We start from the raw sequence: 17040 nt of genomic DNA on the forward strand, positions 1-17040 counted from the left end.
CCCGTCCTCCCGATGCAATCCGCATCAAAAGTGTCAGGGATGTCTCCGAACATCTGTCAGCTATGTCTCAAGACCAAACAACAAGGCCTAGCATGACGGATACGGCGAGCGCTGGTTGTCTTCGCAGATGCTTCGCGAGGGCCGCTGAGAGAGCCAAATCCTCGACCTCATCCTGAGGAGGACCGCAAGTCCGGCTCGAAGGATAAGCCACACCCTCCTGAATCCCGCAGCCTCAATAGCGGAAGCGGATGCCGAGCTGATAAAGCGTCGCCTCGAAATCCCCACCGTCAACGTTGGAGATCTGCTTGGTGTGCGCAAGCCGCGCGTTGACACCGAAGCGGCGGTTGAACTTCCATTCCGCGCCGAGTTCGCCGGTGTAGACCGTATCGTCTCGATCGATGCCCTCGAACTCAGCGGTCTCCGCGCCGACAGCCGCCGTCAGCTCCACATTGCGGCGCAGCGCATGGATCACCTCGCCGCGCACGAAGCGCGAAATGCTGCCGGAGGCATCGACAAGCGTGGTGTCGTCGAAGAGCGTACCGGCCGTCAGCCGCACCGTGGTCAAGGCCGTCGCGCGCCAGGTCAGCGAGACATCGGCCGTGAAGCCGGAGAGATCCGGCAGCTCCGCGTCCTTGTACTGCCGCCAGCGGTAGCCGCCCGAAACCTCGGCATCCAGCAGCGCGGAGGGAGTGTAGCGCAGGCCGGTGGCGATGGACTGGCCGGTGCTGTCACGGCGCAATCCGTTCCGGTCGAACTCACGATCATGAACGCGCGTGTCGATCACGCCCTCGCTGAAGATCTCCAGCTTCGGGCCGATGAAATAGGCCCCGCGCAGATCCAGCGCATAGGTGGTGTTGATCCGGTCGCTGTTGTCGAGCTGCCCGCCGTCGAGGTAGGTGCCGTCTTCATAGTTTTCATGCTCGATACGGCCGCCTGTGCGAAACGACCACTCATCGGTGCGATAGGTAACGCCGGCAAGTCCGCGGAATTCAGTGAAAAGCGGCCGGTCGGTCAGGCCCTGCGGCGTGTCGGCATCGCCGGGATCGAGCGTGTCGAGCGCAATACCGAGGAGGCCGTCGATCTCGATGTTCTCCCGCACATCGAGCCGTCCGCGTATCTCGCCATTGGCTACAGGGGCATTGGCCTCTTCCAGATCGATATAGTTGGTATAGGTGCCGTTGAGCCGCGCCTCGAGCTGGTGACGGCTCCAGTCGCTCGTCAGCGTCGCTTCGGCTCCCATCGCGCCATAGGCCGAGCCCCTGCCCCGCTCGGTCCGCAGCGGGTTGCTGTCATAGCCCGCGAAACTGTCGATGCTGCCGCGAAGCATGAAGGTACCGATACGGATACCCGGTGCGGCAAAGGCATCCTCCTCCGGCACCGGCAGCGCCACATCCTCAACAGCCGGTGGTGGCAGCGGAGCTTCGACCTCCAACGGTTCGGCCTCGCCCGGCCGCTCCGCTCCGGCCAGGGGCGGCGCAAGCGGCCGAACCGGTTGTGGCCCGAGCGGCAGGGGATCCATGGGCGCGGCGCGCTCCTTGGCCTCATCCCCGATGCGGGCAAGGTTGGGTTCCCACAGTGCTTCCTGCGCGGCGACGGGTGCCGCGCTGGCCTTGGCGCAGGCCGCCAGCACGCAAAGCCAGAGTGTGCCTTGAGCCCGCGAGACGCGCATGTTTCCCCAGCCGGACGAATCGGCGAATGCCGTAAGATGTCGTCAGGGCAGCAGGCCCGATTATGGTTAACCAATGGTTAGCCCGCCTCCTGGGCTGGCTATGGCCAAAGCCCCTGTGCTAGCTCTCTGCCCATCGCCGCCCCGGGTTTCAGAACACCAGGAACATGCTCGTGCAGACCAATGTCGACGCCACCGCCGTGGAAGTGGCCCGCCGCACCCTTCTCATCGAAACGGAAGGGCTGCGGGCGCTGACCGAACAGCTGTCGGGCGAGCTGGGACAGGCGGTCGAAAAGGCCGTTGCGCTGATCCGCGGCGCCTCGGGCCGTGTCATCGTGTCAGGTATCGGCAAGAGCGGTCACATCGGCCGCAAGCTTGCGGCGACCCTTGCCTCGACAGGCACGCCCTCCTTCTTCGTGCATGCGAGCGAGGCCAGCCATGGCGATCTCGGCATGATCCTGGGGGGCGACATCATCCTGGCGCTGTCCTGGTCCGGTGAGACGAAGGAACTGCACGACCTGATCCAGCACGCCACGCGGTTCAACGTGCCGCTCGTCGCGATCACTGCCAATGCGGAGAGCGCGCTCGGGTCCGCCGCCAATGTGGTGCTCGCCCTGCCGCGCGCGACCGAGGCCTGCCCGCACGGCCTTGCCCCCACCACCTCCACAACCATGCAGCTGGCGCTCGGCGACGCGCTGGCGGTCGCGCTCCTGGAAAGCCGCGGCTTCACCGCGCAGGATTTCAAGGTGTTCCACCCCGGCGGCAAGCTCGGCGCCATGCTGTCCTATGTGCGCGACCTCATGCACGGGCGCGACGCGACGCCTCTGGTGCCGATTGGAACGCCCATGACCGAGGCCATCATCGTCATGAGCGCCAAGACCTTCGGCTGCGTCGGCGTCACGGGCCGGGACGGCGAGCTCGCCGGCATCATCACCGACGGCGATCTCAGGCGCCACATGGGGCCGGACCTTCTGGCCCGCACGGTCGACGAGGTCATGACGACAAACCCGCGCTCGATCTCGCCCGACACGCTGGCGACGGTCGCCATCGAGCGCATGAACTCCACCAAGATCCTCACACTCTTCGTCGTCGACGACAACCGCCCGGTGGGGCTCATTCACATCCACGATCTGCTGCGCGCCGGCGTCGTGTGAGCGCAGCAGGATAGCGATCAAAGGTCGCGCGTTCAGTCCAGCATGGCGAGCGAGCGACCAATCATCTCAAGGCTGTCACCGCCGCCATATTCCGCCCCTTCCTGAAGCTCCTCGGCGGTCGAGACACGAACCGTCCAGGCCCTCCCCTCCCGTTCCGGCAGCACGAAGGGAACCGGCCCATCATGCGGATTGAACAGGAACAGCACCTCGTCCTCCTCGGTCGAGAGTCTCAGCCCCACGGTGGTGGCGCCGGCATCATCCCATTGCTCCTCGGTCTGCTCGCCACCGCCGGGGTTGAGCCAGGTTACGATCATCCCGTCGCGGAAGCTGGCGCGCCGCAGGATAGGCCGCTCGGCGCGCAGCGCAAGCAGCCGCGCCACGAAATCCTGCAAACCATGCCCCTTGTCGCCGATGTCCCAATTCACCCACGAAATCTCACTGTCCTGGCAATAGGCGTTGTTGTTGCCGTTCTGGGTGCGCGCGAACTCATCGCCCGCCAGGATCATGGGTGTGCCGTGCGACAGGAGCAGCGTCGCCATCAGGTTCCGCATCTGGCGCTGGCGCACCGCGCGGATGCCCTCGTCGTCGGTCGGGCCTTCGACGCCATAGTTGAAGCTGTGGTTGTCGCTGTGGCCATCGCGATTGTCTTCGCCATTGGCCTCGTTGTGCTTCTCGTTATAGGAGACGAGATCGTTGAGCGTGAAGCCGTCGTGGGCCGTGATGAAATTGACGCCCGCCCAGGGGCGGCGCCCACGCTGGTCGTAGATATCGCCGGACCCGGTGAAGCGTGACGCGAAATCGCGCAACAGCCCATCTTCGTCCTTCCAGTAACCGCGCACGGTATCGCGATATTTGTCGTTCCATTCCGCCCAGCCCGGCGGAAAGCTGCCCACCTGATAGCCGCCGGGGCCGATGTCCCAAGGCTCACCAACCAGCTTCAGGCGCGACAGCACGGGGTCCTGCCCCACCGCATCGAAGAAACCGCCGCGCGGATCAAAGCCCTCAGGCTCACGTCCGAGAATGGTGCCGAGATCGAAGCGGAAGCCGTCCACTTCCATGGCCTGCGCCCAGTAGCGCAGGCTGTCCATCACCAATTGCAGCACGCGAGGATGGCTGGTGTTGACCGTATTACCGGTGCCGGTGTCGTTGATATAGAAGCGGTGGTTGTCCGGCAGGGTGCGGTAATAGGAATAGTTATCGATGCCACGGAACGAGAGCGTCGGCCCCATCTCATTGCCCTCGGCAGTGTGGTTGTAGACCACATCGAGGATGACCTCGATGCCGGCATCGTGGAAGCCGCGCACCATGTCGCGAAAGCCGGCGAGCCCCTTCGGCCCCAGATACCGCGCCTCCGGGGAGAAGAAGTTGATGCTGTCATAGCCCCAGAAATTGCGCAGGCCCTTGTCGAGCAGATATTGCGGATCGACAAAGGCATGAACCGGCAGAAGCTCGATGGAGGTGATGCCGAGACCTTTGACGTAATCGATGATCGCCTTGTGGCCGAGCCCGTCGAAGGTGCCACGCAGCTCCTGCGGCACCGCCGGATGCAGCTTGGTGAACCCGCGCACATGCGTTTCATAGAACACCGTGCGGTCCCAGGGCACATTGGGACGCGAAACGGAGCTGGCGACTTCCGCACGATCCGTCACGCGGCACTTCGGCATGCCCGGCGCGCTGTCTTCCTCGTTGAAGGTGAGATCGGGATCCTCGCCGCCGGCGATATAGCCAAACTGAGCGCTCGACCATTTGATATCCCCGACAAGTTCGCGCGCGTAAGGGTCGATCAGGAGCTTGTTTGGGTTGAAGCGATGGCCGTTCTCCGGATCGAAGGGGCCATGCACCCGATAGCCGTAGAGTTGCCCCGGCTTCACGCCCGGCAGATAGCCGTGCCAGACCTCGTCGGTGAACTCCGGCAGCGTGATCCGCGCTGTCTCAGTCTCACCCTTGTCGTCATAGAGGCAGAGCTCCACACGCTCGGCATGCTGCGAGAACAAGGCGAAGTTGGTGCCTTCCCCATCGAACGTCGCGCCGAGGGGGTAAGGCAGGCCGGATTCAATATGCATGTGATGTTCTCGCGATCTGGACATCTGCTGCCGAGAGACACGGCAGGATCGCGTGACAACGTCGTTTTAGGGCTTGGGTTCCGCCCAACGGGACAAAGCAACGGTTTAGCTAATCGACGCGAAATCAAATCCGTCGACCCGCTAATCGGGTTGGATAATCGGATGCTGTCTTACCTTGATCTTACTATGGGTCTGCGTGGAAGCTGGCTGTCTACATACGAAAACCGGCTGCCCGAAGACAGCCGGTTCATCCTCTATCCGAAGCAGGCGCGCTTAGCCTTCGCCGTGAACCTCCCTGGCCAGAGCCTCGAAGTCCGATCTTCCGTTGTTATGGGATTTGTCGAAGTAACCCCAAAACACGTCTGCTTCTCCCGAATAGTTGTTGCCCATGCGATCGCGGATCTGTTCGGCCACCCACTTGGCGGCCATCGCATCGGTGCCACCTGGGTCAATTCGGCTGAAGTAATAGCGGAAGAGATTTTTTATCTCTTCACGCAGGGTACCGGTTAACGGAGGGACTTGCCGCCTGTCAGTCGAGATACCCTCGTGATCGTCGAATCCTTCCGCGTATTTAACCACGGCGGAGTTCAGGGTGTTCTCAAACCCTTGATATGCCTCTTTCTGGACCTCCGCGCCAAGCTCTTCGAACTGCCCCTTGCCCTTATGTTTATTGAAATAATTTTCAAAGATTTCCTTGGCTTCGGAGCCGTGGTCAGAATTTGAATATGCGTTCGGAATCCGGTTGGCGATCTGGTCACGCACCCATTCGGCAGCGTCGCTGACGTCACCCTTATTGATGTGCTGGAAATAGAATTTGAACAGATCTCTCACATACTCCCTTAGCTGACCGCTGAGGCTTGGAACAGTGCGTCCGCCCTCTCCATCCGCGCCATTGATCCGGTCATGATAGATGGAAACCGCGCCATTCAGAACGTTCTCATAGTCTTGGCGGCTCAGATCATCACTGCCGTTTCGGAATCCCATCGGATACCCAAATCCGTAAGAGCCATTCCGGTCATTATACGGCAGATCGAAGTAGGCCTTGTGATTGGCCTTATAAGTCGCGAGCCAGCTTTTCCAGTCGTAGGCGTCAAAGACGCTCTCGCCCGGCTTGGTCGTCATGCGCCGGCCATCCACTTTCTCGGAATCAGAATTTCCGCCCGGATTGTATCCAGAGAGCCGCAGGAACTCGAACTTCTCGCTCCAGTCGCTCTGCAGAACTCCGAGGTCAGCCTGGGCCTGATAGAACTCCAACTCGCCGATCGACGCCTTGTCGTCTTCCTTGAAGGCCTCGATCAAGGCCTTGATCAGGTCGATGGCGATGATGACCGTGCCGATCACTGCGGCGACGAGGAGCAGCGGCGAGATGAAAGCCGCAGCAGCCGTGACGCCCGCCGCGCTGAGCCCCATGGCAACGCCCGCCGCTGTGGTGAAGCCGCCGGTGAAGACCTGCATGATGCCCTGCGCCAGCATGGTGTCGTCGCCGGTGTCCGCGCCCTTCTTCGCGGTGAAGCCGCCGAGCACCGCATCGACGATGCCGAACCCGGTGAAGGACGCCGCACCCAGGACCTTGATCACGGAGGCCGACATTTTCCAACCAGTGCCACCGGGCGTACGGTCTTCAATTTTGAATTTGTCCATGAACTGATCGATGGGGGCCTTCGGCACGTTGTTTCCTGGCCGGAAATCAAAATCTGAAAGCCATTTCGTCAACTCGTTGCGCGTGTCGACCTTGAAGATTTCCTGTACGCTCTTGGAGCCGAAGATCGCCGCCGTATCACCCATGCCCATATATTTGGTCAGTGGCGAAGCCAGTTTGAACATCTCCGGCATGGTGCCGAAGAACAGGAGGAAGCCGCGCGCGATCTGCATGTTCTGCAGATGGTCCTCATCAAAGGCCTTACCACCCGTCAGCTGATAGATGGAGCCTGCGAGGGCCAGCGAGCCGATGGCGGTACTGAAGGCGCCGGCCTTGTTCAGATTGGTGAAGAAGCTGCGGATCGGCCCGCGTGTGCCCCACTTGCTGTCAACACGGCTGGCGATCTGGTCGAGCTTGGCCTGCGAGATGTTCTCCGGCAGTGATCCCGTCCTGGCAAATTCCTTGAAGATCATCGCTGTCTGGCGAAGCTCCGTGCTGCCCTTGCGCAACTTCTCAAACCAGGCCTTCGTTTCCGCAAGCTCAAGAGAGTTAAGACCGTGGCGCCCAAGCTGAATGCCGCGGTTGATCGCCTCAAGCATCATCGCCGCCCAGTCGGCCGTGGCAGCTTCCCAATATTGATCCTCGATCTTTCCGGGATCAGACAGAATGGTGTTGATTTCGCCGACAAGGTCGTTGACGCCCATCTGGGCCACGACCTCATCGACCTCTTCCTGGCTGGAAAGCGCGGCATAGGCGTTGATCGCACGCTGAGCTGCCGCGGTTGCTCCCGCAATATCATCCTTATCGTTCAGGGTCTTGAGATAGGCCCTGAAGTCATCGCTCAGCAGGAACTCCTTGAGATCTTTTTTCAGCCCTTCCTTGTTCTGGATGCTCTCCATCGCCTCGTCCTGGGCATTCTGCCAGTCTTCCAGAACGGCAGGATCTTTCGCGGCCTCCGCGAACATCGCCTTCAGCTTTTCAGGATCATAGATGTCCTGCATATCTTCGGCAGTGGTGGCGTAGGGCTTGCCTTCCCACCGTTCGGAGGGACCACCGTCCGCGCCATTTTCGAAATAGGGCGTCACTGAACCGCCATAGGCGGTATCGCTCATGCCCCGCATGCCGTAGTAGAACTTGTATTGGGCGCTGTCCTTGCCGTAGGTTCCGTCCTCGATGCCCTTCTCATACTTATCCATGATAAGCTTGATGGTGGCTGCATTGACGGTCAGCTTGTTGCCTTCAGCATCCGTGATGTCCGTCTCCATGTTCAGGACATCAAGTTCTTCGAGGCGCTTCTCGACAGCTTCCATTTCCTCAGGGGTAAGCGCCTCTATCTCCCCCCCGGTACCGTCCGTCTCATCCGGATTCTCGGTCTCGATAGGATCAGCACCGGCGGCAACGAGCTCGTCGACGCGCTCCTGATCTCCGGCCTCGGCAGCCTCTTGAGCTTGCCGGTTCATCTCCTCCTTCAGCCACTCCGCCACTTTGACGGCGCCCGGAACCTTGTCGAACTGGGCGGCGTGCATGTAGGCGCTATATCCCGCTGCATCGAGCAAAGCGATGTCGGCTTCCTCCGTCGGCCCCTCGCCATCTCCCTTGATCAGCAGCTCCAGCATGAGAATGCCGTTTTCGATTTCCTCGTCGCTTTTCCCGGAATAGGCGGCCAACGAGGCGATGTGCAGGGGAACGCCGCCGACGCGAGAGGTGTCGTTCAGGTCTATGTCGGCCTTCTCGTGGCCTTCTGGAGGATTATTGCCAATCAGCACGCCGACCAGATCGAGATCGCGGTTTCGGATAGCATCGATCAGAATGTCCTGATCGCTTGTCCCCTTGGCACGTAGGTCGGCGATCACTGTCCAGATGTGCTCGTTCCGGTCACCTTCCGGCGTTCCATTCGATCGGGCCACACGAAGAAATGTTGAAAAATCGGACCCTTCATTCTCCGTCGACCCAAACAAAACCTGCGGGCGAACACGAGCGACCATTTCCACCTCCCTGTCCCGACCATTTTATGCCTCATTTTCAGGACATATTGGCCGGGTAGTTTCTTTTAATACTTATATTTATCTATCTCGTTCATGATAATGTAACATAGCCGCATCGGAAAGCATCCCAAAAAACTGGCATCCTGCCCAGTTTCTAGCCACCTCACCGAGGAAACAAGCTTAATCCTGTGAAGTATGATGAGAATTTGGATCAAACGGGCATACTGGCAGTAGCACGCATGTTTCTTTTAAGAATCGCCGGAGCAATGAGCCTCATCATGAGCTCGATAATAAATATCGATGCAATGAAGTGACGCCTAACACCTCATCGCCATAGGGTCGCTATACGCGACTGGCCCTCTCTCGTGGGCTTTGAGCAGCCCTCCACACCGGTGCCCGACTCCGCCACATAACGATCATATCAAAACAAAGTTGGCCGCCCGAGGCGGCCAACTGCATTTAGCTTTTGCAGCCACGATCAGCGAGATTCATAGACTTCTTTAGCCAACGCCTCGAAATCACCTTTGCCGGAATGGACATCGAAGTAGCGCCAGAAGATCTTTGCACCCTCGGCGCCATCATCGGAATTCGAGTAGGTCCCGCCGAGGCGGCCCTCGATCTGCTCGGCGACCCATCGAGCAGCCATGGCGTCCGTGCCGCTGACGTCGATGTTCGTATAATAATACAGCATCAGCGTCTTGATCCGGTCACGCAACTCACCGCCGAGCCCTGGCACCGAACCCCCGCTGTCGCGGTTGCCGCCCACACCCTTGATGCCTTTATTGTAGAGCACGACCACAGCATTGAGATTGTTTTCGAAGTCCTGGTCCGACGGCTTATCGAAGGTTTGATGATCCGTTGGGAAGTGGAGATTTACCTTGTCGTCGTAGAAGGCGTCGCGGTTGTCATGGTATTCCTTCGTCCACGCTTTCCAATCATAGGCATCGAAGACACTGACGCCAGACGGTGTGTAAGGACGGCGGCCGCCCTGCTGCATAAAGAATGCCCGGTCTTCGATAGGGATCTCTCCGGGATTCCAGGAGTCACCTTCCATGACCTGGCCGTTGTAGCCCGCAAATCGCAGGAACTCGAATTTGTCGATACCATCGCCCTGAAGCAGACCGAGCTTTTCCTGCTCTTTCAGAAAGTCGAATTCGCCCATGGATGCGGTATCGTCTTCCGTGAAAATCGACCTGATGACGTCGATGAGGATGACGACCACACCGATGACGGCCGCGGCAAGCAGCAAGGGAGAAATAAGAGCGCTCGCGGCCGCGAAACCGGCGGCGGCAAATCCCATGGCCGCGCCGGCCGCAGTAGTGAAGGTTCCGGTGAAGACCTGCAGAATGCCCTGAGCCAGCAATATGTCGTCGCCTTTGTCCGCACCCTCCTTGGCCGTGAAACCGCCAAGCACGGCATCGACGATGCCAAAGCCGGTGAAGGCGGTAGCACCAACAACTTTGCCTATCGACGCCATCACCTTGGCCGCGAACTTGCCAGTGCGAGCAGCCTCACCGCCGAACAGCTTGGCTACTTTATCCTTGAAGCCCTTCGGTGGCTCAGGGGCGTCGCTGGGAGTCGCGCCCGGAAGATCGTTGAGAAACTTCAGGAGGTCGTCCATCTTATCGCCTTCGGTGATGGACACTTCAAAGATATCACGCACCGATTTGGCGCCGAAGATCGCGGATGTGTCGCCCATCCCCATGAACTTCGCCAGCGACGTTTTGGTAAACTGCGAACCGAGCTTGAATATCTCCGGCATCGTACCGAAGAATAGGAGGTAGCTGCGAGCGATCTGCATATTCTGCAGATGATTGTCATCAAACGCTCGCCCTGCGGTCTGCTGATAGATACCGCTGACAAGAGAGATCAGACCGATGCCGGTGCTGAAGGCACCCATGTTATTAAGTTCATTGAGGCCTTTTAGAATAGTATCGCGTTGAGGGAGGGGAATATGCTTGATCTTTCCATCTTCAACCAGCTTATCAAAGGCCTGTACCAGAGATTTATTGCTAGGCACTCCCCCGCTTGCGGCGGTGGCCTTCATAATTTGCGCAACCGCATTCCGCACGTTCTTATCGTCAAGAATACTCTGATAAAAATCCTTCACCTGCGCATTGAGGACATTCATACCGTGGCGCCCGAGCTGCAGGCCGCGGTTCGCCATTTCAAGCATCATCGCCGCCCAATCGGCAGTGGCTTTTTCCCAATACTCGTCGCTGATCCCTTCAGGATTGGCCATGATCTCGTCGAGCATGCTGGCCATATCGTTCACGGCCAGCTTCTGTGCGTATTCGTCGACTTCTTCCTGGCTGGCAACAGCGGCATAGGCACTGAGCGCCCTCTGGGCTTCCGCCTGCGCTTCTTCGATTTTGCCGGCCGCCGATAGCCCAGCGATATACTGGCGCAGCCCTTCCATGGTCTCCGGCTTTTCGAAAGCTGCCTTGATCGCGTCCTTGTCAAGGCCCGGGACCTTGCCCAGCGCCTCATCCTGAGCAGCCTTGATGTCCTTGCCCACCTGCTCGTCAGCAGAGGCCTCCTGGAACATCTTTTTAACTTTCTCGGGATCGTAGATATCCTGCCAGTCTTCGGCCGTTGCTTCAAAAGCACCGCTTTCGTGCCGTTCGGAGGTATTTCCGGGAAGATCGCCCTCGAAATAGGGCGTCACGGACGAGCCGCTATTGATAGCGATCAGCGCTCTCAGCGAGTGGTAGTAGTTCCACTGGGCGCTGCCTTCCTTGATATCTCCATCGTCGATGCCCTTCTTGTACTTCTCGAGCATCGTCTTGATCGTGGCTGCAGATACTGTCAGCTTCTCGCCATCGACCTCAACATCCGTTTTCATGTTGAGGATATCGAGCTTGTCCAGGTCCTCCTTGTCGAAGTCGACCTTGGCGGGTCCCTCTCCCTCGCCGGACTCCGTCTCCTCGCTCCCGGGAGCCCCTTTTGCCTTCAAGACATCGGCGATCTCCTGGAAGCGGGTGCGGTCGGCCTCAGCGATCTCTTCGTTATCAGCCATGCGCTGGAAGAAGACATAGGGTGTCTCGCCGTTGAGCTCCTCCGCCATCAATGCTTCAGGGTCGATCTCGCCTTTTTCGATCATCTCCTCCACCCGGCCGTCGTTGCCGAGGATGTCCTTGACGAACCACACCTGGTCTTCGGGCCTGAGGTGAAGGACGTCGAACAGCGAGACCTTGGTCATGATCGGAATGAGGCTGCCGCCGGCGGCGCGCCACTTGTTGACCTCCATGAAGTCGCCGACCTTGTCCATGCCGCCTTCGGCGATCTTTTTGATCTCTTCGGTGGCCTTGTCGCTGATCCACTTCGCGGCGCCGGTCGCGAACTTGATGTACTCCAGGTCGTAGCCGTTCTCCTGCAAGACTGCGAAATAACGGGTGTCGAACATCTCGATGGCGGTCTCGCCATCATCATTGGTGAGGCGGATGTCGATGCCAGCCTTGACCAGATGCTCGATGGCGGGAAGGCCGCCGTCAGTGGAGACCGCATAGTGCAGGAAGCTCCAGCCGTTCTGGCTGTCCACCCAGTTAATGTCGACGGTGCCGCTGTTGATGATCTGGACCGCCAGCTGCATGTTGCCGCTCTTGAGCGCGTCGCGCAGCTGGATCTCCGCCGCCGTCCCCTGACGACCGGTCGACGCTTTGATCTGAAGCCCGAAGAGACCTTCCGCGTCTTCGCCAGTCGGCAAACGAAGCTCACCTGCACGCAATGCAGCTACCATCATCCATCTCCCCACTCCCGACCATTTTAGCCTCATTTTACAAGGATAAAGGTCAGGTAGTTTCTTTTAATACTTATATTTACGCGTTATATTCATGATAATGTAACATAACTGCACCGAAAAGCATCCTAGGAATCCGCATCATTGCCCAGTTGCGCGCATTGCCTGTCTCCCCCGCCGCAAAAACAAGCCTAATCGCGCGTTGGGGTAATGAATACTTTGTCCATATGGCCTCTGGCAGAAACAGGTATGTTCCTTTCGGGGTCATAGAGGCAAAAGCGGGTGGTGAGCCCACTGACAGGCCCGGACCTGATCTGGATCGGAGTCGAACTAGCCGATCATCATGCTCTGTAGCTGCGCGCCCCACCCTGGTGGAGATAGCCGCCGGCAGCAGTCGTCCCAAATCTGCGCGCATCGCTTAACGCTAAGTTAGAAGAGCGTCGGCTACATAGTGACCAGCTCCGGTCGCGAGGATTGCGGCTTATCGGCAAGGATTGTCATATGGACTTCGCAACCATCCTGGGGTTTGTCGCGGCTATTGTCATCGTGGGCGCGCTCATGGTGATGGGCGGCGATCCATCGATCTTCCTGGACAGCCATTCAGCCATCGTGGTCTTCGGCGGCGCGGCAGCCGCCACCATGATCCGTTTCCCACTGCACGCAATCAAGGAAGGTTTGCCCGTCGGGCTGAAGTATTGCTTCTCCATGCGCAAGATCAGCGCACGCTCCCTGATCGGGGAGATCGGCCAACTGGCGGATCTCGTCCGCAAGCAGGGCCCGCTGGCGCTGGAGACGGCGGCCGCTTCCGATCCCTTTCTCGCCAAGGGCATCCGCTACATCGCCGATGGTTACGACGCGCAATTCATCCGCGAGACCATGGAGCTCGACCGCGACCTCCTTCTCATGCGCCTTTCGGAGGGCGAGAAGATCTTCCGCTCCGTCGGCGACTGCGCCCCGGCCTTCGGCATGGTCGGCACGCTGATCGGCATGGTGCAGATGTTCGCCAACATGCAGGATCCCTCAACCCTCGGCCCCTATATGGCGATCGCGCTGACTGCCACGCTCTACGGCGCGCTCATGCAGAATTTCATGGGCATCCCCATGGCCGACAAGCTCCACCTCAAGTTCGCCGAGGAGGAACTCAACCAGTCCCTCATCATCGACGGCGTGATGCAGCTCCGCGAGCAGAAGAGCCCCTCGCTGGTGCGCGAGATGCTGCTGGCCTACCTGCCGGAGAAGCACCGCCACGAACTGGCCGAGGCGGCCTGAACCCATGGCGCGCAAGAAAAAGGGCGAAGGCCATGCCGGCGGCCACGGCTGGTACGTGACCTTCGCCGATCTCATGGCTCTCCTGATGGCCTTCTTCGTGGTGGTCGCGGCCTCGTCCAAACAGGACGTGGATAAGATGGAAGCCGCCGTCGGCTCCATCAGGGAAGCCTTCGGCATGCAGACGAAAGACGCCCGCGCCGGCGTCATCGAACAGGACGGACTGCCCACCCGATCGAAAAACAAGTTTCGCGATGACGTCAACGCGGAGGAAACATCGTCATCGTCAGGCCCAGTGACCGACGAGCAATTCAGAGGATTTGCCTCGTCCAACATCAATCCGAACTTCGCCATGACCGCGGCATCCCTTCGTCAGGCCTTGCAGAGCCTGCCTGATATCGCTGAGGTCTCGCGGCATATCGTTATCGAGGAAACGCCTGATGGCCTTGCGATCCAGCTGATGGATCAGGACGGCCGCTCCATGTTCTCGTCGGGCTCGCCCGAACCTTACGAGCGCATTCGCGGCTTCATCAATGCCATCGCGCCCGTCATCCGCAACATGCCCAATCGACTGAAGATTGAAGGGCACACCTCCGCAGGCAATTCCGACAGGCCGCTGCGTTACGGCCCGTGGGAACTGTCGGCGGAACGCGCGAATGCCGTGCGCCGCATGCTTGAAGCCAATGGCCTGGCGTCCGAACGTTTTCGGTCCGTCGAAGGCCGGGCCGACAGCGAACCTATGTTTCCCGATAACCCCTTCCTGGCCGCGAACAGGCGCATCACACTCGTTCTCTTGAATGAAGCTCCGCCGGTGCCGGTCGATGCACTGCAATAACAGACACCTTTGACCGACCTGGACTTCGCCTGTGCCGGGCATGCGCGGGGCCCCTAGCCCATTTTCTCCACCAGCAGCAGCGCGCCTTCCGTTCCCGTTACGCGGATACGGGTTCCGGCGGGCATGTCCTCGCCCTTGATGCGCCAGTTGGTGTCATCGATCCGCACATGGCCGCGGCCGGACAGGATCGGCGCTTCCAGCACGAATTCGCGGCCCACGTGCCGCTCGGCCCGGCGGCCGAGCATGGGCTGGTCGCTGTCGCCGCTAGCCCGCCCCCGGGCGAACTTCCACCAGACCAGCACGAAGACGAGCGACAGGGCGCCGAAGGCCAGAAGCTGCGCCTGCCAGCCGATACCGAACAGCACCACGAGGATGCCCACGGCGACCGCGGCAAAGCCGAGCCACAGGATGAAGGTGCCGGGCGCCAGGATCTCGCAGGCGAGCAGCAGCGCCCCGATGACGAACCAGCTCCAGATGCCGAGGCTTTCAAACAGCGAGGCGATCATGGCCAGTCCTCACACGTCGGAGGAAGGTGTTGTACCCCGCGCAGCTGGCACCGTACGCCGAGGCGCGCGCGATGCCGGAGCCGGGGTCGGCGTGCTCCCACCGCCATCCCCTAGGGCGGACTTGGCGATCTCGGCAATGCCGGCCAGCGACCCGATAACGGAGGTTGCCTCCACCGGCAGGATCAGCGTCTTCTGGTTGGGCGATGTCGCGAGCTGCGCGAGCGCATTCACATATTTCTCAGCGATGAAGTAGTTGATGGCCATCACATCGCCCGTGGCGATGGCATCCGACACCATGACGGTGGCCTTGGCCTCCGCCTCGGCGGTGCGCTCACGCGCCTCGGCGTCGCGGAAGGCGGCTTCGCGGCGGCCCTCGGCCTCCAGCACCTGGCTCTGCTTGCGGCCCTCGGCCCGCAGGATTTCGGAGGCGCGGGCGCCTTCCGCCTCCAGGATCGAGGCGCGCTTCTCGCGCTCGGCCTTCATCTGCCGGCCCATGGCGGCAACGAGATCGGCCGGAGGCGTGATGTCCTTGATCTCGATGCGCGTGACTTTCACGCCCCAGGGCGAAGCCGCCGCGTCGACCACGCGCAAGAGGCGCTCGTTGATCTCATCGCGATTGGACAGGACCTGGTCGAGATCCATGGAGCCCATGACCGAGCGGATGTTGGTCATGGTCAGGTTGAGGATGGCCGACTGCAGGTTCGTCACCTCGTAGGAGGCCTGTGGCGCATCGATGATCTGGTAGAAGTTGACGCCATCCACCTGCACGGTGGCGTTGTCGCGGGTGATGACTTCCTGGCTCGGGATGTCCAGCACCTGCTCCATCATGTTCACGCGCCGGCCGATGCGGTCGATGAAGGGCACGATGATGGCGAGGCCCGGCGACAGCGTGCGCGTGTATTTCTGGAAGCGCTCGACCGTGTAGTTATAGCCCTGCGGCACCGTCTTCACGCCCGCGAAGACCACCAGGATCGCCAGCGCGACGATCACCAGGGTAAAAATATCAAAGCCATACATGGTCGAAGCTCCCCGTTTCCCGGCCTGATTACTGCACAGGCGCATCGGGCCTGTGATGCGGCATTAGGAGAGCGAAGGCAACAGGAGTGGCGGCCACAGCTCAAGCAGGAACGCTCACACCCAGCCCGACAACTCCCGACGGGTCACCGTCTCGATCACCCGCATGCCGGCCTCGGTGTCGTTGAGGCAGGGGATGGCCGCGAACTGCTCGCCGCCATGATGCTTGAAGATCTCGGCGTTTTCGCCCGCGATTTCCTCGAGCGTTTCCAGGCAGTCGGCGGTGAAGCCGGGGTTGACGATGGCAAGCCGCTTCACACCTGATTTGGCGAGAGCCTCAACCGTCTTGTCCGTATAGGGCTTCAGCCACTCCTCAGGCCCGAACAGCGACTGGAAGGTCAGGCGCAACCTGTCTTCGCTCCAGCCCAGCTTCTCCCGCATCAGCCGCGCGGTTTTCACACAGTGGCAGTGGTAGGGGTCGCCCAGTTCCAGATAACGCTGCGGCACGCCGTGGAACGAGGCCAGCACCACCTCCGGGTCCCAACCGAGCCCGGCGATATGCTTGGTCATTTGCGAGGTGATGGCCTCGATATAGACCGGGTCATCGTGCCAGGGCGGCGCGATGCGCACGGCCGGCTGCCAGCGCATCTCCTTCAATGCATCAAAGGCCTTGTCCGCCACGGTCGCGGTGGTGGCCGCGGAATACTGCGGATAGAGCGGCACCACCAGGATGCGGTCGCAGCCCATGGTCTGCAAGGCCTCCAGCCGCGAGGGGATGGACGGGTTGCCATAGCGCATGCCCCAGTCCACCACCACCTCGGGCACGTCGCCCAGCAGCCCAGAAAGCTTCTGCGACTGCGAACGCGTGATGGTGCGCAAGGGGCTTTCATCCAGCTCCCTGTTCCAGATCGTCTCATAGTCGCGCCCCTTCTTCTGCGGGCGCGTCTGCAGGATGATGAGGTTGAGGATCGGCCACCACTTCCAGCGCGGTTCATCGATGACGCGCTTGTCCGACAGAAACTCCTTGAGGTAGCGGCGCATGGACCAATAGTCGGTGCCATCGGGCGTGCCGAGGTTGACGATCAACACGCCGACGCGGCGGGCCTGCACGGGCGGATGGCCGGTCGGCGAATGACGCGTAACCTCGACAGGATGACTGACGGACATAAAGGC

The 17040-nt window shown here is 60.5% G+C and carries 10 protein-coding genes; 3 read left to right on the forward strand and 7 right to left on the reverse strand.

Annotated features, from left to right (window positions below; genetic code table 11):
* Positions 1-232 precede the first annotated feature (232 nt).
* Entirely contained in the window at positions 233-1669 is a 1437-nt protein-coding gene (locus IEV58_RS16190) for an outer membrane beta-barrel protein (protein WP_188410864.1), read from the reverse strand.
* Positions 1670-1839: 170 nt separating this feature from the next.
* On the opposite strand from IEV58_RS16190, the gene IEV58_RS16195 reads away from it, so the two are divergent.
* Positions 1840-2820 carry a KpsF/GutQ family sugar-phosphate isomerase gene (locus tag IEV58_RS16195; protein ID WP_308791261.1) on the forward strand — a complete coding sequence of 327 codons (981 nt, stop codon included), beginning with the start codon at positions 1840-1842 and terminating at the stop codon, positions 2818-2820.
* Positions 2821-2852: 32 nt separating this feature from the next.
* Here IEV58_RS16195 and glgX read toward each other — a convergent pair whose 3' ends face one another.
* The 3 genes from glgX to IEV58_RS16210 form a co-directional block, all read right to left on the reverse strand.
* Entirely contained in the window at positions 2853-4883 is a 2031-nt protein-coding gene (gene glgX / locus IEV58_RS16200) for a glycogen debranching protein GlgX (RefSeq protein ID WP_188410866.1), read from the reverse strand.
* 273 nt (positions 4884-5156) lie between these two features.
* A complete protein-coding gene (locus IEV58_RS16205; protein ID WP_188410867.1) occupies positions 5157-8429 on the reverse strand; it encodes an ankyrin repeat domain-containing protein in 3273 nt (1090 codons plus the stop codon).
* 556 nt (positions 8430-8985) lie between these two features.
* Positions 8986-12249 carry an ankyrin repeat domain-containing protein gene (locus IEV58_RS16210; RefSeq protein WP_188410868.1) on the reverse strand — a complete coding sequence of 1088 codons (3264 nt, stop codon included), beginning with the start codon at positions 12247-12249 and terminating at the stop codon, positions 8986-8988.
* Between the two features lie 498 nt (positions 12250-12747).
* On the opposite strand from IEV58_RS16210, the gene IEV58_RS16215 reads away from it, so the two are divergent.
* On the forward strand, positions 12748-13515 hold the full coding sequence (locus tag IEV58_RS16215) for a motility protein A (protein ID WP_188410869.1): 768 nt from the start codon (positions 12748-12750) through the stop codon (positions 13513-13515).
* 4 nt (positions 13516-13519) lie between these two features.
* Positions 13520-14347, forward strand: a complete 828-nt coding sequence (locus IEV58_RS16220; protein WP_188410870.1) for an OmpA/MotB family protein — start codon at positions 13520-13522, stop codon at positions 14345-14347.
* 53 nt (positions 14348-14400) lie between these two features.
* Here IEV58_RS16220 and IEV58_RS16225 read toward each other — a convergent pair whose 3' ends face one another.
* The 3 genes from IEV58_RS16225 to hemH form a co-directional block, all read right to left on the reverse strand.
* Complete coding sequence (locus IEV58_RS16225; RefSeq protein WP_188410871.1) at positions 14401-14853, reverse strand: NfeD family protein; 453 nt, start codon at positions 14851-14853, stop codon at positions 14401-14403.
* 9 nt (positions 14854-14862) lie between these two features.
* Positions 14863-15870, reverse strand: a complete 1008-nt coding sequence (locus IEV58_RS16230; protein WP_188410872.1) for an SPFH domain-containing protein — start codon at positions 15868-15870, stop codon at positions 14863-14865.
* A gap of 114 nt (positions 15871-15984) precedes the next feature.
* Positions 15985-17034: a ferrochelatase gene (hemH, locus tag IEV58_RS16235; RefSeq protein WP_188410873.1), complete on the reverse strand. Its 1050-nt coding sequence runs from the start codon at positions 17032-17034 to the stop codon at positions 15985-15987.
* Between the last annotated feature and the right edge of the window lie 6 nt (positions 17035-17040).

Source organism: Agaricicola taiwanensis, from assembly GCF_014635245.1.
Lineage (GTDB): Bacteria > Pseudomonadota > Alphaproteobacteria > Rhizobiales > Methylopilaceae > Agaricicola > Agaricicola taiwanensis.